Consider the following 21,463-nt stretch of genomic DNA (forward strand, 5'->3'; position numbering starts at 1 on the left):
GCGGCCGGCTCAGCGGCCGTCGGGGCGCGCCGGCGCGGGGTGCGCCCGGGCCCAGTCCGCGCGCTGCTGCGGGCTCATCTGCTGCCACTGGTCCATGAACGCGCGGCGGGCCTCCTTGTCCATCCCGCGCACCGCATGGAACACCGCGCGTGCCTGCTCGCGCTGCTCCGGCGTCATCGCTTCCCAGCGCTCGGCCCCGCTGCGGGCGCGGTCGCGCTGCGCCGGGGCCATCTGCTGCCAGCGCTGGGCGCGTTCCAGCATGCGCGCGCGTTCGTCCGGGTTGCCGTTCCAGCGGTCGCGCAGCGGTGCTACCAACGCATCGCGCTGGGCCTGGCTCAGCTTGTCCCACTCCGGATACGACGGCGCGGCAGCCGGCGTAGCCTGCTGGGCGAGGGCCAGCGCCGGCGATAGGGCCAGCGCCGGCGATAGGGCCAGCGAGAGGACGAGGGTCTGGGTCATGCGGGTCATCGGGGCTTACTCCATGGCGACCCGGCGGGCATCGGAGGAGCCCAGCCAGGCATAGAACTCGGGGTCTTCGTCGAGCAGGGTGGACGGCGCGCGCGTGGTCTTGTGGGTGGGGGCCGTCGCCGCCGTGGTCACCGCCGGCGGCAGGGCGCCGGGGGCCTCCGAGGGCCCCGGCTGGAAATGCAGCCCCAGCGCCAGCGCGCACAGGGTGGCGAAACCGGCGGCGGCGAAATGCAGGCGATGCGCGCGGCGCGCGGCGGCCGGCTGCCCGCGCAGGGCGGCGTTGCGGCGCTGCGCCAATTGGGCCTGCACGCGCGGCGACAGCCGCTGCAGTGCCTCGGCGTGGCGCGCGCGCACGCTGGCGTCGAACAGCAGGTCGCGGCCTGCATCGCGGTCGGCGGAAGAAGTCGGGCGGGTCATCGGAAGTCCTCCAGTTGCGCCTGCAGCGCCGCGCGCGCGCGTGACAGGTGGGTTTTCACCGAGCCCTCGCTGCAACCCATGATGCGGGCGGTCTCGGCCACGTCCAGCTCCTCCAGCACGCGCAGGGTGAAGGCTTCGCGCTGGCGCGCGGGCAGCCGGCGCAGGGCGCTGCCGATCCGCTGCCAGGCCTCCTGGCCGTCGTGCTGGCGGGACGGGTCCGGGCTGTCGTCGTCGGCCCAGTCCAGCGGCTCGCCGTCGCGGTCGCTGCTGCCCGGCAGCAGCCAGCGCAGGCGGAACAGGCCGCGCCGCTGCATGTCGGTCATGCGGTTACACAGGATGCTCCAGAACAGTGGCGACCATTCCGATGCCGGGCGGTCACGGTAGCCCAGCATCTTCAGCATCGCGTCCTGCACCGCGTCGAGGGCGTCGTCGCGGTGGCGCAGGCCGAGCTCGGCGAAGCGGAAGGCGCGCGCTTCGATCGCGCGCAGGAACTCCTCCAGCGTGGCCGGACCGGTGGCGGGCGGCGGTGATTCGGCGTTCACCGGCGCAAGCTTAGCGGGAGCAAGCAGCAGCATGGCGATCCCAGGTGCGCGGGCCAGGCGGGAGTGCGTGGCCGTGGCAGGGAAACGCATGCGCCCGGGCGCGGTTGACATGCGGTTGCCCGGCCGGCGTGGCATGCCGTGCCGGGGCGTGTTTATGATGCGGGCAGGCAACCGGGGAGGTGGGCTGTGGGCGACGGTTTCGTGGCGCTGTACATCTTCATGCTCGCGGCGATCGCCGGGCACGTGATCATCAGCCGGGTGCCGGTGATCCTGCATACCCCGCTGATGTCCGGTTCCAACTTCATCCACGGGATCGTGTTGATCGGCGCGATGGTGGTGCTCGGGCACGCCGACACCCCGGCCGAGCAAGCGCTCGGGTTCGTTGCGGTGCTGCTGGGCGCGGGCAACGCCGCCGGCGGCTACGTGGTCACCGAACGCATGCTGGAGATGTTCAAGTCCAGCAAGCAGGAGGGCGGCAAGTGAGCGTGCTGGCCTTGGTGAAGCTGAGCTATTTCGTCGCTGCCACCCTGTTCCTGCTCGGCCTGCAGCGCATGGCCAGCCCGAAGACCGCGCGCAGCGGCATCCAGTGGGCGGGCGTGGGCATGCTGCTGGCGACCTTCGCCACCTTCTTCCTGCCGGGGATGCACAACCTGGCGCTGATGGCGGTGGCCATCGTGCTCGGGGTCGCGCTGAACTGGGCCTGGGGCAAGAAGGTGGCGATCACCGACATGCCGCAGATGGTGGCGCTGTTCAACGGCATGGGCGGCGGCAGTGCGGCCGCGATCGGCGCGATGGAGCTGGTGCGCTGGAGCGCGGCCGGCAGGGACGATGGCCGGGTGGCGGCGGTGCTGGCGGTGGTCGGCGCGCTGATCGGCGCGGTCTCGCTGACCGGCTCGGTGATCGCCTGGGCCAAGCTCGACGGGCGCATGGACAAGCGCTACACCTTCCCCGGCCAGCAGTGGTTCAACGCGCTGGTCGCCGTCGCCGCGGTGGCCTGCGGGGCGATGGCGCTGCACACCCTGGCGCTGCCGTGGATCGTCGCCTTCTTCGTGCTGGCGCTCGCGCTGGGCGTGCTGATGACGCTGCCGATCGGCGGCGCCGACATGCCGGTGGTGATCTCGCTGTACAACGCCTTCACCGGCCTGGCGGTGGCGTTCGAAGGCTACGTGCTGGGCAACGAGGCGCTGATCATCGCCGGCACCATGGTCGGCGCGGCCGGCATGCTGCTGACGCGGCTGATGGCCAAGGCGATGAACCGGTCGATCAAGAGCGTGCTGTTCTCGAACTTCGGCGGCGCGGCGGCCGGCGGGCAGGCCATCGCCGGCAGCATGAAACCGATCGAGGCGGCCGACGTGGCGGCGTTGATGGCCTATGCCGAGCGCGTGGTGATCGTGCCCGGCTACGGCATGGCGGTGGCGCAGGCCCAGCACAAGATCTGGGAGCTGACCCAGCGCCTGCTCGCGCGCGGGGTGAAGGTGAAGTTCGCGATCCACCCGGTGGCCGGGCGCATGCCCGGGCACATGAACGTGCTGCTGGCCGAGGCCGGCGTGCCTTACGACTTGATCGCGGACATGGACGACATCAACCCGGAGTTCCCCAACACCGACGTCGCGCTGGTGATCGGCGCCAACGACGTGGTGAACCCGGTGGCGAAGACCGACCCGTCCAGCCCGATCTACGGCATGCCGATCCTCGACGTGGTCAGCGCCAGAAACGTCATCGTGATCAAGCGCGGCAAGGGCACGGGCTTTGCCGGGATCGAGAACGCGCTGTTCTACGCCGACAACACGCGCATGCTGTACGGCGACGGCGCGGAGATGGCCAATGCGCTGGTCAGCGAGCTGAAGGCGCTGGACGGCGGCCACTGACGCCGGCCCAGGCCGCGACCAGCACCCCGAGCGCGAACAGCAGCAGGTCGGCGCGGTCGATGGCCAGCCCGGCCAGCAGCCAGGCGTAGCCAGGGCCGATCAGCAGAGCCGATTGCCACGGCCGGATGCCGAAGTTCTGCCCGACCTGCCCGGCGACGATCAGGAAATTGGCAGCCACCACCACCGCCAGCGTGGCCAGCACCGCCCAGCCGGCGCGCGCCGGCCCGGCCGGCCAGCGCGCCATGCGCAGCAGCAGCACCATGTCCAGCGCGGCCAGCGGGGCCAGCCAGGCGCATTGCCGGTCCAGCGCCAGCGCCACCAGCATCCAGGCCGCGGCGAAGCCGGTCGCGCCCAGTGCCAGCAGGGGCAGGGCATACCAGCGGGGCGCGGACGTGGGCGGCATGGCAACGGGATCCGGGGAGGGCGGGCGATGATCCCATCGCGGCTGCAGACGGGCAATGGGATTGGGACTAGAATGGTACGGATTATCGAATCACCGTCCCCCTTCGCCCTTACGCCCATTCATGTATTCCCGCAGCAGCGAACCCGTCCGTTTCGAGCGTGATTGCGCCGCCGTGCTGGTGCCGCAGGGCGATGAGGTGACCCTGCCGGCCGGCACCGTGGGCTACATCACCCAGGCACTGGGCGGCAGCTGGACGGTCTTCGTGGAAGGCAACCTGATGCGGATCGCCGGCAAGGACGGCGATGCCATCGGCAAGCCGCCCGTCGAGCCGCTGGCGCTGCCGGAAGGGGCCACCGACGAGGACGTCGAGCGCGTGGTCTGGGAGCAGCTGCGCACCTGCTTCGATCCCGAGATCCCGGTCAACATCGTCGAATTGGGGCTGGTGTATCTGGCCGAACTCTACCGACCGGAGAGTGGCGAGGGGCGCGGAGTGCGGGTGCGGATGACCCTGACCGCTCCCGGTTGCGGAATGGGCGACATCCTGGTCAGCGATGTGCGCAGCAAGCTGGAGCAGATCCCGACCGTCACCGAGACCGACATCGAGTTGGTGTTCGACCCGCCGTGGAACCAGACCATGATGTCGGACGTGGCCAAGCTCGAGACCGGGATGTTCTGAACGCCAGCCCCGGCGGCCGCCGATGGCGACGGGCTGTGGGTGCTGGTCACGCCGAAGGCGTGACACGGGTTCAGGTGTCGTGACCAAGGACATAGGCTCGTCGTGTCACAAAGTGACGCGGAGTGTCAGCGCATACGCTTGTTGCAGTGCGGAAAATCTGCCTCGCCAGGTGAGCTGGTCGACCAGCTCAGGGCGACTCGAAGGTTGCAGAGCCCAGCAATTTTGCGGGTCTCGTCCTTCCATTACTAAATGGAATATGAATATTCCGTACTGTTCTTGACAGTGCAACGGTGACGCAGGAATGTCGGCCGCTGCTTCGGCTTCCGTTCAGGAAGCGGGCAAGCCTGCGTCAGGGAAAACATGGCGGTGTCACGCCAGGGGGCGCAGGGGTTGTGTCGTTCGTCCGGGCCGAGCAACGGCCCCCCAACCAATCTCACCCAGGGGTAATACCAGTGAATCGTTCCCGTACTCACCTTCTCGGTACCGCCATCCTGCTTGCGCTCGCCGCCGGCAGCGCGCAGGCCGCCGATCGCATCGACCTGCTGCAGCGCAACGTGCCGCAGCTGCGCCAGCAGTACCAGGCGCTGACCGCCGGCAAGGGCGTGGCCAGCATGGCCCATCGCCGCCACGAGCAGTTCCTCGGCCTCAATGCCGACAACACGCTGCTGATGAAGAACGCGATCGCCGACCACGGCGTGCGCAACTTCCGCTACGACCAGGCGTGGCGCGGCATCCCGGTGTTCGGCCAGGGCGTGGTGGTCAGCGAGGACGGCAACGGCAACGTGCGCGCCCTGTTCGGCACCCTGGTGTCCGGCGTGGACAGCGACATCCCCAGCACCACCCCCAAGCTGACCCGCGCGGCCGCGCTGGCGGCGGGCAAGCGCATCGCGCTGGGCAATGCCCTGTCCGCGATGCAGACCCGCGACGAGAAATCGGATCTGGTCATCTTTATCGATGACGCCGGCAAGGCCCACCTGGCCTATGCGGTGACCTTCTTCGCGGATTCGCTGGCGGGCAACCCGACCCGTCCGATCATCATGATCGACGCGCACAGCGGCCAGGTGATCAAGCAGTGGGAGAACCTGCAGCACGCGCTGGTCGGCACCGGCCCCGGCGGCAACACCAAGACCGGCCAGTACGAGTGGGGTTCGGGCGGGATCTACGGCTACATGGACGTCGCCCAGTCCGGCAGCACCTGCACCATGAACAACACCAACGTGAAGGCGGTGAACCTCAACGGCGGCACCACCGGCACCACCGCCTACGCCTACACCTGCCCGCGCAACACCTACAAGACCATCAATGGCGGCTATTCGCCGATCAACGATGCCTTCCAGTTCGGCGGCGTGATCACCAGCATGTACCCGGCCTACACCGGCTACAACGCGCTGAACTTCCAGCTGGTGATGCGCGTGCACTACAAGACCAACTATGAGAATGCGTTCTGGGACGGCTCGACCATGAGCTTCGGCGACGGTGCCAGCACCTTCTACCCGCTGGTCAGCTCCGACGTCGCCGGCCACGAGGTTTCGCACGGCTTCACCGAGCAGCACTCGAACCTGACCTACTCCGGCCAGTCCGGCGGCATGAACGAGGCCTTCTCCGACATGGGCGGCGAGGCCACCGAGTACTACTGGAAGGGCAGCAACGACTTCCTGGTCGGCGCCGAGATCTTCAAGGGCTCTGGTGCGCTGCGCTACATGTGCAACCCGACCCAGGACGGCAAGTCGATCGACAACGCCGCCAACTACACCAGCAGCCTCGACGTGCACTACAGCTCGGGCGTGTACAACAAGGCGTTCTGCACCCTGGCCAAGACCTCGGGCTGGGGCGTGCCGAAGGCGTTCAAGGTGTTCGCGCGCGCGAATGCCAATTACTGGACCGCCAGCAGCACCTTCAACAGCGGCGCCTGCGGCGTGCAGACCGCGGCCCAGGACCTCGGCTATAGCGTGTCCGACGTGACGGCGGCATTCTCGGCCGTCGGCGTCACCTGCCCGAGCGGCGGCGGTGGCGGCGGCAGCACCGGCGGCACCCTGACCAAGGGCGTCACCGTGACCGGCCTGTCGGCCTCGACCGGTAGCGAGATCGTCTACACCATGAGCGTGCCCGCCGGCGCGACCAACCTGAGCTTCAACATGTCGGGTGGTACCGGCGATGCCGATATGTACGTGAAGTTCGGCAGCACGCCGACCGACAGTTCCTACGACTGCCGTCCGTACAAGTCCGGCAATGCCGAGAGCTGCTCGTTCGCCTCGCCGTCGGCCGGTACCTACTACGTGCGCCTGAAGGCCTACTCGTCCTTCTCCGGCGTCAGCCTGGTGGGTGACTACAGCACGGGTGGTGGCGGTGGTGGCGGCAGCACCACCACGGTCAACCTGCCGTCGGTGGCCACCGGCAGCTGGTCCAGCACCTACACCTTGGCGGTGGCGGCGGGCAAGACCGCGACCATCAGCATCGCCGGTGGCACCGGCGACGCCGACCTGTACGTGCGCGCCGGCAGCACGCCGACCACCAGCAGCTACACCTGCCGCCCGTACCTGACCGGCAACAGCGAAACCTGCACCCTGACCCCGACCAGCGCCACCACCTACTACATCCGGGTGTATGCGTATTCGGCGTTCTCCGGGGTCACGCTGACCTACGGCACCAACTGATCCGTCCGGATTTCCGGCGCATCATCCCGACCCCGGCTTCGGCCGGGGTCGTTTTTTGTGGGCAGGCAGGAAGTCAGGAGGGCGCCGACCCGCGCGGTGGGTGCGCGGCCTGGCGGGCGCTTAGTCGATTTCCTCGAAGCGGTTGGCTTCGACGTTCTTGCGGACCCGGGCCGGGTCCCAGATGCGTCCGTTCATGGCGATGTACACGCCCTCGGGCAGGCACTGCACGGCGCCGATCGCGCAGCCGATGTTGAACTCCGCGTCCGAGCCGCGGAAGCGGGCCGGGCTGAGCGCGCCGGTCAGCACGATGGTCTTGCCGGCGAGGCCGGCCAGCACCCGCGCGGTCTGCACCATGGTGTCGGTGCCGTGGGTCACCAGCACGTGGCGGGTGGGCTGGGCGGCGATGGTGGCGCGGATCAGCTCGCGGTCGTCGTCGCTGATGTGCAGCGAATCCTTGCGCAGGATCGGGATGATGGCGAAGCGGAAGTTCACCCCCAGCTCGCGCAGGATCATGCCGATCTGCGGCTCGCCGATCTGGTAATCCGACTTGTCGTCGAAGTAGATCTTGTCGATGGTGCCGCCGGTGGTGACGATGAGCAGGTTGTCCATGCCCGCCATTGTCCCCGAAAACCCGGCTGCTTACAGCGGCAGTGGCAGTTGCAGCAGCGCCAGCAGGGGTTCCAGCAGCAGGCCGTAGGCCAGCGCGCGCGCGGTGTCGGCGCGCAGCGGCTGGCGCACCTGGGCGGCACTGGCGGTGCGCACGCTGCGTTCAGCACGGTGGAACTCCAGGCAGGCCGGGTCGAACGCCAGCCCGCAGTCGTCCAGCAGGGCGCTGATGCGGGCCTCGGGCGAGGCCAGCAGTTCTTCGTACACGTGCAGGTGGATGCGCGCCGGGTCGCGCGCACGCCACTGCTGCATCGCGTGCGCGCAGCCCTGCATGTACAGCGCGATGTCGGCCATGTCGTTGGCGAAATGCGGCTGGCTGTAGAACTGCTGCTTGAAGCACGACCACGCGGTTTCCAGCGGGTCGCGGCGGGTCTCGATGATGGTCGCGCCGGGCAGCATGGCGCGCAGGATGCCGGCGTGCTTCCAGTTGTCCGGCTGCTTGTCGGTGTGGCGCGGCCGCCGCTGGCGCCAGCGCGCGGTACGCGCGAGGTACTCGCGGCCCAGCCGGTGCCAGTCTGCGGCGCTGGCCTGCGGCACCCACTGCGGATAGGGCTGGCCGCGGCGCTGCGACTCCTGCTGGATCACGATCCCGAGATCGGGCAGCTCGCTGGCACCCTCGACCTCCGGGTGCGCCGCCAGGATCTGCTCGAACAGGGTCGAGCCCGAGCGCGGCAGGCCGACGAGGAAGATGACCTCCTCGCCCAGCCGTGGATCCAGCGGCGCGGGCAAGGTGGCGGTCGCTTCGAGTGCCTGCTGCAGGTAGGCGCGGAAGGCATCGGCGCTCCACGGCGTCAGCTGCTTCTGCAGGGTGTTGGCGGCGGAGAACGCGGCCAGCGCCTCGGGATGGCGGCCGCGGTCCTCCTCGAGCTTGCCCAGCGCGTGCCCCATCGCGATGCGGTCGCTGGCGGCCACGTCGGCGCGTTGCAGCTGCGCGCGCAGGGCCTCGGCGTCGGATGCGTCCAGCGGCACCGTCTTGATGTTGGACAGCCCGCGCCAGGCATCCCCGCAGGCCGGATGCACCGCCAGCGCGGCGCGGTAGTGGCCGGCGGCCTCGTCGAAGCGCCCGGCGTGCACCAGCGCATCGCCCAGCAGCACGCGCGGCGGCAGCGCCTGCGGCGCCAGGGCGCAGGCCTGCTCCAGCGCGGCGATCGCGGCCTCGGTCTCGCCCTGCTGTTGCAGGTTGCGGCCGAGGTTGAACCAGGCGCTCATCAGGCGCGGATCGCGTGCCACCGCGTGCCGCCAGCCGGCCAGCGCCGCGTCCATATCGCCCATCGCGGCGTGCGTGGTCGCCAGGTCGCTGTGCAGCAGGGCATCGTCCGGGGCCAACGCCAGCGCACGCTGCAGGGTCTGGCGGGCGGCGGCCAGCTGACGCTGCTGCATCAGGACGATGGCCAGATAGCGCAGCGGCTCGGGGTGGCCGGGGGCCTGCCCGACGGCTTGCTCCAGCAATTGCCGCGCGCGCTGCGGCTGGCCGTCGCGCAGGGCGCGTGCGCCGGCGTGCACCATCGCCACCACCGCCGGCGGCAGGCCGGCCATGCGGGGATCCGGGGCCGTCATGGGCGAGTGGCGGCGTGGCGGGCCTGGCGGCGTGCGCGCCAGCCCGGCAGGCAGGCGGCGTGCACGATCAGCAGCGCGAGCAGGGTCTCGCCGAGCGCCCAGGCGCGCGCAGCCGGCTCCGCCCACAGCAGCATCACCCCGTGGCTGAACCAGAGCAGGGCCAGCACCCCGGCGGTGAAGCCGGCGCGCCGCCAGCCGCGCAGCGCCGCCATCGCCAGCAGGGCCGGCGGCAGCGCGAAGACCAGCAGGCCGGCCAGCGGATGCGGGTGCACGAACGCCCAGCCGGCGAACAGCAGCGCCAGCGCCAGCAGCACGCCGGCGAGGTAGGGCTGCGCGCTCATGCCTGCAGTTTCCGCGCCAGTACGGCCACCCGCCGGCCGAGCGCGCGCGCCAGCAGCGCCTCTTCTTCGGTCGGCTCGGGGTGGTCGTCGCCACCGGCCACGTGGCTGGCCCCGTACGGAGTGCCGCCGCTGCGGGTGGTGGACAGCGCGGGTTCGGTGAAGGGGATGCCGGCGATCACGCAGCCGTGGTGCAGCAGCGGCACCAGCATCGTCAGCAGGGTGGATTCCTGCCCGCCGTGCAGCGTGGCGGTGGAGGTGAACACCCCGGCCGGCTTGCCGACCAGGGTGCCGCTGGCCCATTCCGCGCCGAGGGTGTCGAGGAAATGCTTGACCGGCGCGGCCATGTTGCCGAACCGGGTGGGGCTGCCCAGCAGCAGGCCGGCGCAATCGGCGAGGTCGTGCGGTTCCACGTAGGGTGCGCCATCCTCGGGTTCGGGCGGGGCGGCGACGGTGGTGACGGGCGCCACCGGCGGCAGCGTGCGCAGCCGCGCCTGCATGCCGTCCACTTCCCCGATGCCGCGCGCGATCTGGCGGGCCAGCCGGGCCACCGAGCCGCCGCGGCTGTAGTACAGGACGAGGATGTCGGGCATGGCAGGGCGCGCGGGCGAAGTGGTCGGGACGCGTGCAGGATAGGGCATGCGGCGCGCACGTGGCATCGGGTAGGCTGTGCCGATGCAGCGGCCACCGTCGATCCATCGCTGGAGCGAGCGCCTGCGCGACCACGGCCGCGCCGCCAGCTTCGCGCGCTTCGTGCTGCGGCGGTTCCTGGACGACCGCCTGTTCGAGGCCGCCGGCTCGCTGTCGTACACCACCGCGTTCGCGCTGGTGCCGCTGTCGGTGGTGGTGTTCGGGGTGCTGTCGGTGTCGCCGGTGTTCGATGCCTGGAGCGAGCGCCTGAGCGACTACATCTTCGCGAACTTCGTGCCCAGCGCGGCGCGCGCGGTGTCCGGCTACCTGGCGGATTTCTCCGCCAACACCCGCTCGCTGACCGTGGCCGGCGCGCTGGCGCTGATCGTCTCGCTGCTGCTGACCCTGCGCAGCGTGGAGACGGTGTTCAACCGCATCTGGCGGGTCTCCGGCGCGCGCCCGCGGCTGGGGCGCTTTTTGGTGTACTGGACGGTGCTGACCCTGGGCACCCTGGTGGCCGCCGCCAGCCTGGCGCTGTCCACCCGTTTCTTCGCGCTGGCGATCTTCGAGACCCTACCCGGGCGCTGGCTGGAGGCGCTGATCCTGCGCTTTGCGCCGATGCTGATCGAACTGCTGGCGTTCGCCGCGGTGTTCAAGCTGGTGCCGCACCGCGACGTGGCCTGGCGGCACGCGCTGGCGGGCGCGCTGCTGGCGACGCTGCTGTTCGAACTGGTGAAGTCGGGGCTGGGGCTGTACCTGGGCACCTTCGATTCCTACCAGAAGCTCTATGGCGCGGTGGCGCTGGTGCCGATCCTGATGCTGTGGATCTACCTCAGCTGGTGCGCGATCCTGTGCGGCGCCTCGTTCGCCTCGTCGCTGTCCGCGTTCCGCTACCAGCCGAAGGCGTTGCGGCTGCCGCACGGGCATGAGCTGTACGGGCTGCTGCGCATGCTCGGCCGCTTCCGGCAGGCGCGTGCGCACGGGCAGGGGCTGTCGGAATCGCGCCTGCTGGCGCTGGAGCCGGCGCTGACCGACAGCCTGGTGCAGGACCTGCTGGGCCGGCTGGCCGCGATCCAGGTGGTGCAGCGCGCCGAGAGTGGCGACTGGCTGCTGGCGCGCGATTTGGACGAAGTGTGCCTGGACGAGCTGTACGAGGCCGCGCGCCTGCGGGTGCCGCTGGCCGACGTGCCGATCCCACTGCCCGACGATGCGCTGGGCAATGCGGTGCGCAGCGCGATCGCGCAACTGCGGGAGCCGCTGGGCGAGCGGCTCGCGCAGCCGGTGGCCAGCGTGTATGCCGATCTTCCCGAGGAATGAAGCCGATGTCTCTCCAACGTCTTTCGCTGGTCCTGCTGCCCCTGCTGCTGGCGGCCTGTTCGCGCGCGCCGCAGCCGCCGGCGGCGTCCGCACCCGACGCCGCACCTGCGCCGACGCCCTCGGCACCGGCGGCCGCGAGCGGCGATGCCGCGCCCGCGCAGCGCCCGCAGCTGCGCGTCACCACCCTGGATGGCAAGCCCTACGACCTCGCCGCGCAGCGCGGCAAGTGGGTGCTGGTCAATTACTGGGCCACCTGGTGCGGGCCGTGCCTGAAGGAAATGCCCGAGCTGTCGGCGCTGGCGGCGATGCGCCCGCACCTGGCGGTGATCGGGCTGGCCTACGAGGACACCGAGGCCGATACCCTGCGCGCGTTCCTGGCCAAGCATCCGGTGGTGTACCCGGTGGCGCAGGTGGACGTGTATGAGCCGCCGCGCGATTTCGGTGCGCCGCGCGGGCTGCCGACCACCTGGCTGATCGCGCCCGATGGCCGCATCGCGCGCAAATACACCGGGCCGGTGACGGCGCGCATGATCGAGGACGACATCGCCGCCGCTGGCGGGCCGAAGGCGGGCTGATGCAGGCCGCGCGCTTCCACGTCTCCGGGCGCGTGCAGGGCGTGTCCTACCGCGCCGCCACTCGCGCGCAGGCGCAGCGCCTGGGCCTGCGCGGGCATGCCCGCAACCTCGCCGATGGCCGGGTCGAGGTGCTGGCGGTGGGCGCGCCGCAGGCGCTCGCGGCACTCGAGCGCTGGCTATGGCAGGGGCCGCCGCTGGCGCGGGTGGCGGAGGTCGTGCGCGAGGATCTGGCCTCGCCGCCGGACGTCGACGGCTTCACCATCGGCTGAAGTGTGTGGGCGCTGCCTCAGCCGCCACGCAGCAGGCCGGCCAGCAGCCACAGGTTGAGCGATGAGACCAGCACCGTCACCAGCCAGCCCAGCAGGGTGATCGCGCGGGTATTGGCGAGCCTGCCCATCAGCGTGCGGCGCGCGGTGAAGTGCATCAGCGGCACCAGCGCGAACGGGATGCCGAACGAGAGCACCACCTGCGAGAACACCAGCACCCGGGTCGGGTCCAGCCCGAGCAGGACCACCACCAGCGCCGGCAGCGCGGTCAGGCTGCGCCGCAGCCACAAGTTGATGCGAAACCCCACGAAGCCCTGCATCACCACCTGCCCGGACAGGGTGCCGACCGCGCTGGAGGACAGCCCGCTGGCCAGCAGCGCCACCGCGAATGCGGCGGCCGCCAGCGGGCCGAGGGCCTGGCCCATCTGTGCCCATGCCGCGCCGAGGTCGTCCATGCCCGGCTGGCCGGCGAAGGCGCCGGCGGCCACCGCCAGCATCGCCAGGTTGATCAGCCCGGCCACGCCCATCGCCAGCACGACTTCGCGCCGGGTCTGGCGCATCAGCGCGGGCTTTTCTTCCTCCGGCACCACCAGCCGGTACTGGGTCAGGCTGGAGTGCAGGTAGATGACGTGCGGCATCACCGTCGCCCCGAGGATGCCGACCGCGAGGTACGTCGCCTCCGGCCCCGGCAGGCGCGGCACCAGCAGCCCTTGCAGCGCCGGCGCGATCGCGACATGGGCGAACAGCAGCTGCACCCCGAAGGTGAGCGCGATCACCCCCACCAGCGCGGCGATCACCAGTTCGATCCCGCGAAAGCCCTGCTGTTCCAGGTACAGGATGCCCATGGTGGCCGCGAACGCGAGCAGCACCGCCGCCTCCATCGGCAGCCCCAGCAGCAGGTGGAAGCCGAGCGCGGCGCCGAGGAATTCGGCCAGGTCGGTGAAGATCGCCACCAGCTCGGCCTGCGCCCAGTAGAACCACACCAGCGGCTTCGGCCAGTGGTCGCGGATCACTTCCGGCAGGTTCTTGCCGGTGGCGATCCCGAGCTTGGCTGACAGGGTCTGCACCAGCATCGCCATCAGGTTGGCCCATAGCACCACCCACAGCAGGGTGTAGCCGAAGCGCGCGCCGGCTTGCAGGTTGGTGGCGAAGTTGCCGGGGTCGATGTAGGCCACCGAGGCGACCACCGCCGGGCCGATGAACGGCAGCAGGCGCATGCGGCCGCCGGAGCGCAGCGCCGCTAGCGCGGCATCGCGGGTGCGGGCATCGAGATTGGCGCTGATCGCGTTCATGCCATCGATGGCGTAGGGCGGCTCGGGTGGGGTTGCGGCAGGCCATGGCGATGGGTGCGGATGATCGCGATGGCGCGTTCGATCACGTTAGTCGATACGGCGCGGCGTTCCATTCGAAAATCTCGATCACCGCCATCGGCGGCAGCGATGCCTGCGGCACGGGCGGCAGACATCGCGTGGACGCATGGCGGCATCGCCGCGAGTGGGGCGCTTCGCAGCGTGCCTAGTCCTGCGTCCAGGAGGGCAGCGGCTTGAGCTTGCCGAAGCGCTCGCGCGCGGGCTTGCCAGGCAGCGGCGGCAGGTCGAACACCAGCTCGGGCACGTCGGTGGCGGGCAGGTGATCCAGCAGATGACGGATCAGGGTCAGGCGGCCGCGGCGCTGGTCGTTGAAGTCCACCAGCGTCCACGGCGCGTGGCGGGTATGGGTGGCGGCGAGCATGGCCTCGCGCGCGCGGGTGTAGTCGCTGTAGCGGGTGCGCGCGGCCAGGTCCACCGGCGAGAGCTTCCAGCGCTTGAGCGGATCGGCGCGGCGCTCGGCGAAGCGGGCTTCCTGCTCGGCCTGGTCGCAGGTCAGCCAGTACTTGAACAGCAGGATGCCGTCGTCCACCAGCAGTTTTTCGAACACCGGCACCTGCTTCAGGAACGCGGCGACCTGCGCCTGGCTGGCGTAGCCCATCACCTGTTCGACCCCGGCGCGGTTGTACCAGCTGCGGTCGAACAGCACGATCTCGCCGGCGGCCGGCAGGTGCGGCACGTAGCGCTGGAAGTACCACTGGGTGCTTTCGCGTTCGGTCGGCTTGGGCAGCGCCACCACCCGGAACTGGCGGGTGTCCAGGTGCTGGCTGATGGCCTTGATCACGCCGCCCTTGCCCGCGGTGTCGCGGCCTTCGAACAGCACCAGCAGGCGCTGGCCGGCGTGCCTGACCCAGCGCGCGGCGGCATCCAGTTCCAGCAGCATCGGTTCCAGCGCCGCTTCGTAGTCCTTGCGCTTGAGCGGCTTCATGCCGGCGTCCTGCGCCGCGGTGCGTGTTTTTTCCTGGCGGGGATGGGCGTGGTCGCTGCGGCCAGCCCGCGCGCCACTTCCAGCAAGGCGCCCTGCTGGCGCGGCGACAGCGCGCGATAGGCGGCCAGCAGCTGATGTTCGCCGCGGGTGCGCGCCGGGTCGAGCGTTTGCGCCAGCTCCGCCAGCAGCGCCCCGGCGGGCACGCCCAGCGCACGCGCGAGTGCATCCACCTGGTCGCGCCCGGGCAGCTTCTCACCCTTCAGCCAGGCGTTGACGGTGCCGATGCCGGCGCGCGGGATCGCGGTGGCGATATCGGCCACGCTCAGGCCGCGGGCCTTGCTGAGCAATCGCAGGGTGGTATCGATCGGCACCGGCAGGCCCTCGGCATGGACGACGCCGGCAGTGTAGGCCGCCGTCGCCGGGGCTGCACGCGCGCTCAGTGCACGCCGGCGGCGAAGTCCAGCGAATACCACTGGGTGGCGTCCTCGCGCCAGCCGGCAGCGCGGTAAAGCGCGCGCGCGGCGGCGTTGTCCTGCGCGGTTTCCAGCGCGATGCCGGCGGCGCCATCGCTGCGCGCGAAGCCGGCGGCGGCCTCCAGCAGGGCGCGCGCGACCCCCTGCCGGCGCGCGGCCGGGTCCACGAACAGGTCGTTGAGGATCCAGGTGCGGGCGGTGCGCACCGAGGAGAACATCGGGTAGAGCTGCACGAAGCCGGCCGGCTGGCCATCGCGGCGGGCCAGCAGCGCCACCGATTCGCCCAGGCGCAGGCGGCTGCGCAGCCACTCGCGCGCGCGCGCCAAGTCGGCCGGCTGGCCGTAGAACTGGCGGTAGGCGTCGAACAGCGCGGCCAGGGCGTCGAGGTCGGCGGGGCCGGCGCGCGAGATGGAAACGGTCATCGGGACATCCTCATTCGGTGATGCATGTGCGCGATACGCGGGTGCGATTCGCGGGTGATTCGCAGGTGGCGCGGGAAGCCATGGTCCGGCCCCGGCCTGCGTTGGGTGCGGCTCACGCCTCGCGCGCCAGGCGCGCCAGTTCCTCGGCCTGGCGCTCCTGGCGCAGGCGGTCGATCAGCGGATCGAGCGCGCCGTCCAGCACGTTGGGCAGGTCGTACAGGGTCAGGCCTTCCACGCGGTGGTCGGTGATCCGGCCCTGCGGGAAGTTGTAGGTGCGGATGCGCTGGCTGCGGTCGCCGCTGCCCACCTGCAGCTTGCGGTCCGCGGCGGTGGCGGCGGCGCGTTTCTCCAATTCGGCCTCCACCAGCATCGCCTGCAGGCGCTTCATCGCCTTGTCGCGGTTGGCGTGCTGGCTGCGCTCGGTCTGCGATTCCACCACCAGGCCGGTCGGCAGGTGGGTGATGCGGATCGCGGACTCGGTCTTGTTGACGTGCTGGCCGCCGGCGCCGGAGCTGCGGAAGGTGTCCACCTTCAGGTCGGCCGGGTTGAGGCTGATGGTGGTGTCGGCGTCGGGCTCCAGCGCGATGATCGCCACCGTCGCCGCCGAGGTGTGGATGCGGCCCTGCGATTCGGTGGCCGGCACCCGCTGCACGCGGTGGGTGCCGGATTCGTATTTCAGCCGCGCGTAGGCGCCTTCGCCTTCGATGCGGGCGATGATCTCCTTGTAGCCGCCGTGCTCGCCGGGGTTGGCCGATTCCACCTCGACCCGCCAGCCCTGGCGTTCGGCATAGCGCGCGTACATCCGGAACAGGTCGCCGGCGAAGATCGCGGCCTCGTCGCCGCCGGTGCCCGCGCGCACCTCCAGGTACAGGCCGCCGTCGTCGCGCGCATCCTTCGGCACCAGCTGCGCCAGCAGTTCGCCTTCCAGTTGCGCAAGGCGTGCACTCGCGGCGGCGATCTCGTCGTCGGCCAACGCGCGCAGTTCCGGGTCGTCGCGCAGCGCCTGCGCGGCCTCGAGGTCGGCGCGCGCGCGCGCCTCCGCCGCCAGCGCATCGGCCAGCGGTTGCAGGCTGGAGAACTCGCGCGAGAGGGCGCGGAACCGCGCGGGATCGGCGGCCACCGTCGGATCGGCCAGCAGGCGCTCCACTTCCTCGCGCCGTTCCAGCAGCGCTTCCAGCTTGCGACGCAGGGCAGGGGTCATGCGCGCCCGTCGCCGCCGTCCGCCGGCGGGAACAACCGTGCCGCGGCGCGCGCCAGCTCGGCATCGCCGCTGCGCGCGGCCTCGCGCAGCGCCACCGTGGGGGCGTGCAGCAGGCGGTTGGTCAGGGTGTGCGCCAGCAGTTCCAGCGCCTGCTCCGGCGGCAGCCCGGCGGCCAGCTGCGCGCGCGCCTTGGCGAGTGCTTCCGCACGGACCGCATCGCCGTGCGCGCGCAGTTGCAGCAGCGGCTGTTGGCGCTGGCTGGCGAGGTAATCCTCGAGGAAGCGCGCGGCCTGCAGTTCGATGATCGCCTCGGCCTGCTGCGCGGCCTCGCGCCGGCTGCGGCGGTTGTCCTCGATCGCGCGCTGCAGGTCGTCCACGGTGTACAGGAACACGTCGCGCAGGCCGGAGACGTCGTGATCGATGTCGCGCGGCACCGCCAGGTCGATCAGCAGCATCGGCCGGTGCCGGCGCAGGCGCAGCGCGTGCTCGACCTGCGCGCGGTGCAGGATCGGGGTGCGGCTGGCGGTCGCGGCGATCACGATGTCGGCTTCGGCCAGGTGCTTGTCGAGTTCCTCCAGCGGCAGCGCGATCCCGCCATGGCGGCTGGCCAGCGCCTGCGCGTGGGCGAGGGTGCGGTTGGCCACCAGCAGGCGCTGCACGCGCGCCTCGGCGAGGTGGCGCGCGGCCAGCTCGATGGTCTCGCCGGCGCCGATCAGCAGCACGCTGGATTCGTCCAGGCGCGCGAAGTTCTCCTCCGCCAGGCGCACCGCCACCGACGCCACCGAGACCGGGTTGGCGCCGATGCGGGTGTCGGTGCGGGCGCGCTTGGCGGTAGCGAACGCCTGCTGGAACATCCGGTCCAGCGGCCCGCCCAGGGTGCCGGCCGCGCGCGCGGCGGTCCAGGCCTGCTTGACCTGGCCGAGGATCTGCGGCTCGCCCAGCACCAGCGAATCCAGCCCGCTGGCGACCCGGAACAGGTGGCGCACCGCCTCGCCGTCGCGGTGGCGGTACAGGTAGGCGTGCAGGTCCTCGCCGGCGCCGGGGTGCCGCGCCAGCCAGTCGGCCAGCGCCTCGCCATCGCCCTCGGCATGCGCGTACAACTCGGTGCGGTTGCAGGTGGACAGCAGCACCGCTTCGCGCACGCCGTCCACGCCGCGCAGCGCCTCCAGCGCCGGCGGCAGCGCCTCGGCGGCGAACGCCACCCGCTCGCGCAGGGCAACCGGCGCGGTCTGGTGGTTGATGCCGAGGGCGAGCAGGGGCATGGGCGGGAATGGCGTGGACGCGGCGGAATTCGTTCAGGCGCCTGCGCTAAGCTGCGGGCCCGACTGACCATTGTAGCCGCCGCGCCCATGCCCATTCCGTATCGCCTTGGCCTGCGCCTGCCCGTCCTGCTGCTGGCGCTGGCCTGTGTTGCGCCGGCCCCGGCCCTGGCCGCGCCAGCGGCGTCGAAGCCCGGGGAGAAGCCGGCCACGCAGGCGGCACGGGTGGATCCGCTGGAGGCCAGCCTGGCCGGTGAGTTCGCCCTGCAGGGCGGGCTGCTGCCGGAGGCCGCGCGCGACTACCTGGCCGCGGCGCGTGCCGCCGCCGACCCGGTGCTGGCCGAGCGCGCCACCCGCATCGCGCTGCTGGCCGACCGCGACGCGCTCGCCGCCGAGGCGCTGGCGACCTGGCGCCAGCTGCAGCCGCAGGACAGCCAGGCGCGGCACATGATGGCGGCCACCTTGGCCCTGCGCGCCGGGCAGAAGGCGCAGGCGCGGCGGGAGCTACGCGTGCTGCTGGCCGAGGACGACGGCTGGCAGGCCGCGCTGGCGGCCCTGACCGGGGCGGTCGGGCGGCAGCCGGCGCTGGTGGTGGCGATGGTGGGCGAGATCGTCGATCGCGGCGAACTGCCCGCGCAGCTGCAGGCATGGCTGGCCTTCGGCGGGCTGGCGCAGCGGCTGGAGCAGCCGAAGCTGGTCGATCGCATCGTCGTCCAGGTGGTGAAGCGCTTCCCCGGCGAGCCGCGGGTGGCCCTGCTGCGCGCGCAGTGGCTGCGCGAGGCCGGAGATCTGGCGCAGGCGCGCGCGGTGCTCGATGCAATCCCGGCGCCGGCCCGGCGATCGACCGCCCTGCGCGGTAGCCTGGCCAGCGAATACGAAGCCTTGGGCGATGCCGCGCGCGCCGCGCAGGTGCTGGCCGCCGGGCCGCAGGACGACACCAGCTACGCGCGCCGCGCCGACCTGCTGGACGGGCTGGGCGACAAGGACGGGCTGGCCGCGCTGTATGCCGAGCTCAAGGCCGGCGCCACCCAGCCGAACCCGATGCGCCGCCTGCTGCTGGGCCAGGTCGCCGAGCTGCTGCAGCGCTACGACGAGGCGCTGGCGTGGTATGCCAGCGTGCCCGGCAGTCGCGCGCAGGCGCTGGCACGGCTGCGCGCGGTGGGCGTGCGGCATGCGATGGGACAGGTGGCCAAGGCCTACGACGAGGTGCATGCGCTGCAGTCGGATGCCGCGCTGGACGACGATGCGCGCCGCGATGCCTACCTGATGGAAGCCGAGCTTCGGCAGAAGGACGCCGATGCCGCCGGCGAGCGCGATGCCTACGCGCGCGGGCTGGCGGCGTTCCCCGACAACATCGAACTGCTGTACGCGCGTGCCCTGATGTGGGAGCGCCAGGACCAGATCGACCGCGCCGAGGCCGACCTGCGCCGGGTGTTGGTGATCGAGCCGGACAACGTGGCCGCGCTGAACGCGCTGGGCTACACCCTGGCCGACCGCACCACCCGCTACCGCGAGGCGCTGGAGCTGATCGACCGCGCGCGCGTGGCCGATCCCGGCAATGCCGCCATCATCGACAGCTACGGCTGGGTGCTGTTCAAGCTGGGCAAGCCGCGCGACGCGCTGGAGCAGCTGCGCCGCGCCTACGCCCTGCAGAAGGACCCCGACATCGCCAGCCACCTCGGCCAGGTGCTGTGGGTGCTGGGGCGCAAGGACGAGGCGCGCCGCTATTTCGACGAGGCGCGCAGGCTCGATCCGGGCAACCGCTCGCTGCAGCGCGCGCTGCAGGAGACCGGCGCGTGAGCTTGCGCGCGGGCGCGGCGCTGGCCGCGTTGCTGGGGTTGGCCGGCTGCGCCTCGCTGCCGCCGCCGGCCGCGCCGGCGGGCGATCCGGACGCGGGCGCGGCCGCCCAGCGCCTGCGCCTGCAGGCCCTGGGCCTGGGCGAGGATGGCGATTGCGCAGCCCCGGCCTGGCGGCTGTCCGCACGGGTGGCGCTGGCCAACGGGCGCCAGGGCGGCAGCGGCCGGCTCGACTGGTCGCAGGGCGCGGGCCAGCTGCATCTGCAGCTGTCGGCCCCGGTGACCCGCCAGGGCTGGGCGCTGGACGTGGATGCCGGCGGCGCCACCCTGCGCGGGCTGGAAGGCGGCCCGCGCCGGGCAGCGGATGCCGCCGGCCTGCTGCGCGATGCCACCGGCTGGGACATCCCGCTGGCTGCGCTCGGCTGCTGGCTGCGCGGCGCGCAGGCCCCGGCCGCGGCCTTCGGCCCGGCGCGGATCACCTACGCCCCCGACCTGCTACCGCGCCGGATCGAGCAGGCCGGCTGGGTGGTGGAGTACGCCGGCTGGGCCCCGGGCGCCTTCGACGGCCCGGCGCTGCCGCTGCGGATCGAGGCCAGCCGCGGCGAGAACCGCGTGCGCCTGGTGGTGGACGCCTGGGGAGGGCGCGATGACTGAGCTGCGCGCGGATGCCCGCGCGGGCTTCCCCGCGGAGCAAGGCTGGAGCGCCTGGCCGGCCCCGGCCAAGCTGAACCTGTTCCTGCACATCACCGGCCGCCGCCCCGACGGCTACCACGCGCTGCAGACCGTGTTCCGCCTGCTCGACTGGGGCGACACCGTGTTCCTGCGCCCGCGCGCGGATGGCCGCATCCTGCGCGCGGGGGGCGGCGTGCCGGGCGTCGCGGCGGCCGACGACCTCCTGCTGCGCGCCGCGGAATTGCTGAAAAAAGAGACGAATTGCGCGCAAGGCGTGGAAATCGGCATCGAAAAGCGCATTCCGATGGGCGGCGGCTTCGGCGGCGGCTCGTCCGATGCTGCCAGCGTGCTGGTGGCGCTGGACCGGCTCTGGGGCCTGCACCTGGGCGAGGACCGGCTGGCCGCGCTGGGGTTGCGGCTGGGCGCGGACGTGCCGGTGTTTGTGCGCGGGCGCAACGCCTGGGCTACCGGGGTCGGCGAGGAACTGGTGGCGATCGCGCTGCCCCCGGCCTGGTACCTGCTGGCCGACCCCGGCGTGCATGCCTCCACCGCGGCGCTGTTCCAATCCCCTGATTTGACGAAGGATGCCGCGCCCGCGACAATATCGGGCTTCCTTTCCGGGAACGTGCGCGGCAACGCGTTCGAGCCGGTCCTGCGCCGCCGCGAGCCCGCCGTCGAAGCGGTGTTCGCCGCGCTGGCGCGGGTCGGGCTGCCGCGGTTGACCGGCTCCGGCAGCGGCTGCTTCGTGGAATTCGCGGACCGCGGTTCCGCCGAAGCGGCACTGGCGGCGCTGCCACCGGGCCTGTCGGCCTGGCTGGCGCGCGGCGCGGAACGGTCGCCACTGCTGGACGCGGTGGAGCGTCATCCAACAGGGGCGTCGCCAAGTGGTTAAGGCACCGGGTTTTGATCCCGGCATACGTAGGTTCGAATCCTTCCGCCCCTGCCAGCCTGTCACCGTCGTCGTTTCC

25 protein-coding genes and 1 tRNA gene are annotated in these 21,463 nt (G+C 71.7%); 12 read left to right on the top strand and 14 right to left on the bottom strand.

The window, feature by feature from the left end:
• Nucleotides 1-9: 9 nt before the first annotated feature.
• Genes EDC34_RS07955 through EDC34_RS07965 form a run of 3 tightly spaced genes read right to left on the bottom strand, consistent with a single transcriptional unit; the run spans nucleotide 10 to nucleotide 1,460 of the window.
• Complete coding sequence (locus EDC34_RS07955; RefSeq protein ID WP_114959970.1) at nucleotides 10-468, bottom strand: DUF3106 domain-containing protein; 459 nt, start codon at nucleotides 466-468, stop codon at nucleotides 10-12.
• A 6-nt stretch (nucleotides 469-474) separates the two neighbouring features.
• Nucleotides 475-885, bottom strand: a complete 411-nt coding sequence (locus tag EDC34_RS07960) for a hypothetical protein (protein WP_114959971.1) — start codon at nucleotides 883-885, stop codon at nucleotides 475-477.
• Nucleotides 882-1,460, bottom strand: coding sequence for an RNA polymerase sigma factor (locus EDC34_RS07965; RefSeq protein ID WP_240311079.1), 579 nt, complete (start codon nucleotides 1,458-1,460; stop codon nucleotides 882-884). Before EDC34_RS07965 ends, EDC34_RS07960 begins: the two co-directional genes overlap by 4 nt.
• 153 nt (nucleotides 1,461-1,613) lie before the next feature.
• Here EDC34_RS07965 and EDC34_RS07970 point away from each other — a divergent pair, with 153 nt between their 5' ends.
• Together EDC34_RS07970 and EDC34_RS07975 are read left to right on the top strand one after the other, a co-directional pair.
• A complete protein-coding gene (locus EDC34_RS07970; RefSeq protein WP_114960039.1) occupies nucleotides 1,614-1,910 on the top strand; it encodes an NAD(P) transhydrogenase subunit alpha part 2 in 297 nt (98 codons plus the stop codon).
• Complete coding sequence (locus tag EDC34_RS07975; RefSeq protein ID WP_114959973.1) at nucleotides 1,907-3,295, top strand: NAD(P)(+) transhydrogenase (Re/Si-specific) subunit beta; 1,389 nt, start codon at nucleotides 1,907-1,909, stop codon at nucleotides 3,293-3,295. The genes EDC34_RS07970 and EDC34_RS07975 overlap by 4 nt, the downstream gene beginning before the upstream one ends.
• Here EDC34_RS07975 and EDC34_RS07980 read toward each other — a convergent pair.
• Entirely contained in the window at nucleotides 3,261-3,698 is a 438-nt protein-coding gene (locus EDC34_RS07980; RefSeq protein WP_114959974.1) for a hypothetical protein, read from the bottom strand. The genes EDC34_RS07975 and EDC34_RS07980 overlap by 35 nt on opposite strands.
• 121 nt (nucleotides 3,699-3,819) lie before the next feature.
• Here EDC34_RS07980 and sufT point away from each other — a divergent pair, with 121 nt between their 5' ends.
• Entirely contained in the window at nucleotides 3,820-4,374 is a 555-nt protein-coding gene (gene sufT, locus EDC34_RS07985) for a putative Fe-S cluster assembly protein SufT (protein ID WP_114959975.1), read from the top strand.
• Nucleotides 4,375-4,826: 452 nt separating this feature from the next.
• On the top strand, nucleotides 4,827-7,028 hold the full coding sequence (locus EDC34_RS07990; protein WP_114959976.1) for a M4 family metallopeptidase: 2,202 nt from the start codon (nucleotides 4,827-4,829) through the stop codon (nucleotides 7,026-7,028).
• A 120-nt stretch (nucleotides 7,029-7,148) separates the two neighbouring features.
• Here EDC34_RS07990 and EDC34_RS07995 read toward each other — a convergent pair whose 3' ends face one another.
• From EDC34_RS07995 to wrbA, 4 genes are read right to left on the bottom strand one after another with little or no spacing between them, the layout of a single operon-like run.
• Nucleotides 7,149-7,637: an asparaginase domain-containing protein gene (locus EDC34_RS07995; RefSeq protein WP_114960040.1), complete on the bottom strand. Its 489-nt coding sequence runs from the start codon at nucleotides 7,635-7,637 to the stop codon at nucleotides 7,149-7,151.
• A gap of 30 nt (nucleotides 7,638-7,667) precedes the next feature.
• On the bottom strand, nucleotides 7,668-9,230 hold the full coding sequence (locus tag EDC34_RS08000; protein WP_240311080.1) for a tetratricopeptide repeat-containing sulfotransferase family protein: 1,563 nt from the start codon (nucleotides 9,228-9,230) through the stop codon (nucleotides 7,668-7,670).
• 17 nt (nucleotides 9,231-9,247) lie between these two features.
• Nucleotides 9,248-9,592 (bottom strand): DUF2069 domain-containing protein, encoded by a 345-nt coding sequence (locus EDC34_RS08005; protein WP_114959978.1) that lies wholly within the window; start codon nucleotides 9,590-9,592, stop codon nucleotides 9,248-9,250.
• Nucleotides 9,589-10,182 carry an NAD(P)H:quinone oxidoreductase gene (gene wrbA, locus EDC34_RS08010; protein WP_114959979.1) on the bottom strand — a complete coding sequence of 198 codons (594 nt, stop codon included), beginning with the start codon at nucleotides 10,180-10,182 and terminating at the stop codon, nucleotides 9,589-9,591. Before wrbA ends, EDC34_RS08005 begins: the two co-directional genes overlap by 4 nt.
• Nucleotides 10,183-10,264: 82 nt before the next feature.
• Between wrbA and EDC34_RS08015 the strand changes: the two genes are divergently transcribed.
• The 3 genes from EDC34_RS08015 to EDC34_RS08025 are packed head-to-tail and all read left to right on the top strand — an operon-like array spanning nucleotide 10,265 to nucleotide 12,380.
• Entirely contained in the window at nucleotides 10,265-11,536 is a 1,272-nt protein-coding gene (locus tag EDC34_RS08015) for a YihY family inner membrane protein (RefSeq protein ID WP_114959980.1), read from the top strand.
• 5 nt (nucleotides 11,537-11,541) lie between these two features.
• A complete protein-coding gene (locus EDC34_RS08020) occupies nucleotides 11,542-12,111 on the top strand; it encodes a TlpA family protein disulfide reductase (protein ID WP_114960041.1) in 570 nt (189 codons plus the stop codon).
• Entirely contained in the window at nucleotides 12,111-12,380 is a 270-nt protein-coding gene (locus tag EDC34_RS08025) for an acylphosphatase (RefSeq protein WP_114959981.1), read from the top strand. Before EDC34_RS08020 ends, EDC34_RS08025 begins: the two co-directional genes overlap by 1 nt.
• A 17-nt stretch (nucleotides 12,381-12,397) precedes the next feature.
• On the opposite strand, the gene EDC34_RS08030 is transcribed toward EDC34_RS08025, so the two are convergent.
• Nucleotides 12,398-13,669: an Nramp family divalent metal transporter gene (locus EDC34_RS08030; RefSeq protein ID WP_114959982.1), complete on the bottom strand. Its 1,272-nt coding sequence runs from the start codon at nucleotides 13,667-13,669 to the stop codon at nucleotides 12,398-12,400.
• Nucleotides 13,670-13,713: 44 nt separating this feature from the next.
• Here EDC34_RS08030 and EDC34_RS08035 point away from each other — a divergent pair, with 44 nt between their 5' ends.
• Nucleotides 13,714-13,896, top strand: a complete 183-nt coding sequence (locus EDC34_RS08035; protein ID WP_132982868.1) for a hypothetical protein — start codon at nucleotides 13,714-13,716, stop codon at nucleotides 13,894-13,896.
• Here the strand turns inward: EDC34_RS08035 and ppk2 are convergent.
• The 5 genes from ppk2 to hemA all read right to left on the bottom strand — a co-directional run bounded on the left by ppk2 (nucleotide 13,893) and on the right by hemA (nucleotide 18,030).
• A complete protein-coding gene (ppk2, locus tag EDC34_RS08040) occupies nucleotides 13,893-14,672 on the bottom strand; it encodes a polyphosphate kinase 2 (protein ID WP_114959983.1) in 780 nt (259 codons plus the stop codon). The two genes, EDC34_RS08035 and ppk2, sit on opposite strands and share 4 nt — an antisense overlap.
• Complete coding sequence (locus EDC34_RS08045; protein ID WP_114959984.1) at nucleotides 14,669-15,043, bottom strand: helix-turn-helix domain-containing protein; 375 nt, start codon at nucleotides 15,041-15,043, stop codon at nucleotides 14,669-14,671. The genes ppk2 and EDC34_RS08045 overlap by 4 nt, the downstream gene beginning before the upstream one ends.
• Before the next feature lie 65 nt (nucleotides 15,044-15,108).
• Nucleotides 15,109-15,567: a GNAT family N-acetyltransferase gene (locus EDC34_RS08050; RefSeq protein ID WP_114959985.1), complete on the bottom strand. Its 459-nt coding sequence runs from the start codon at nucleotides 15,565-15,567 to the stop codon at nucleotides 15,109-15,111.
• A gap of 112 nt (nucleotides 15,568-15,679) precedes the next feature.
• Nucleotides 15,680-16,768 (bottom strand): peptide chain release factor 1, encoded by a 1,089-nt coding sequence (gene prfA, locus EDC34_RS08055; protein ID WP_114959986.1) that lies wholly within the window; start codon nucleotides 16,766-16,768, stop codon nucleotides 15,680-15,682.
• Nucleotides 16,765-18,030, bottom strand: coding sequence for a glutamyl-tRNA reductase (gene hemA, locus EDC34_RS08060; protein ID WP_114959987.1), 1,266 nt, complete (start codon nucleotides 18,028-18,030; stop codon nucleotides 16,765-16,767). Before hemA ends, prfA begins: the two co-directional genes overlap by 4 nt.
• An 87-nt stretch (nucleotides 18,031-18,117) precedes the next feature.
• Here hemA and EDC34_RS08065 point away from each other — a divergent pair, with 87 nt between their 5' ends.
• The 4 genes from EDC34_RS08065 to EDC34_RS08080 all read left to right on the top strand — a co-directional run bounded on the left by EDC34_RS08065 (nucleotide 18,118) and on the right by EDC34_RS08080 (nucleotide 21,441).
• Complete coding sequence (locus tag EDC34_RS08065; RefSeq protein ID WP_114959988.1) at nucleotides 18,118-19,827, top strand: tetratricopeptide repeat protein; 1,710 nt, start codon at nucleotides 18,118-18,120, stop codon at nucleotides 19,825-19,827.
• Nucleotides 19,824-20,477: a lipoprotein insertase outer membrane protein LolB gene (lolB, locus tag EDC34_RS08070; RefSeq protein WP_114959989.1), complete on the top strand. Its 654-nt coding sequence runs from the start codon at nucleotides 19,824-19,826 to the stop codon at nucleotides 20,475-20,477. The genes EDC34_RS08065 and lolB overlap by 4 nt, the downstream gene beginning before the upstream one ends.
• Nucleotides 20,470-21,387: a 4-(cytidine 5'-diphospho)-2-C-methyl-D-erythritol kinase gene (gene ispE / locus EDC34_RS08075; protein ID WP_114959990.1), complete on the top strand. Its 918-nt coding sequence runs from the start codon at nucleotides 20,470-20,472 to the stop codon at nucleotides 21,385-21,387. Before lolB ends, ispE begins: the two co-directional genes overlap by 8 nt.
• A tRNA-Gln gene (locus EDC34_RS08080) sits at nucleotides 21,366-21,441 on the top strand. Before ispE ends, EDC34_RS08080 begins: the two co-directional genes overlap by 22 nt.
• Nucleotides 21,442-21,463: the final 22 nt, after the last annotated feature.

The sequence above is a fragment of the Thermomonas haemolytica genome (genome assembly GCF_004346265.1).
In the GTDB taxonomy this organism is placed as follows: domain Bacteria; phylum Pseudomonadota; class Gammaproteobacteria; order Xanthomonadales; family Xanthomonadaceae; genus Thermomonas; species Thermomonas haemolytica.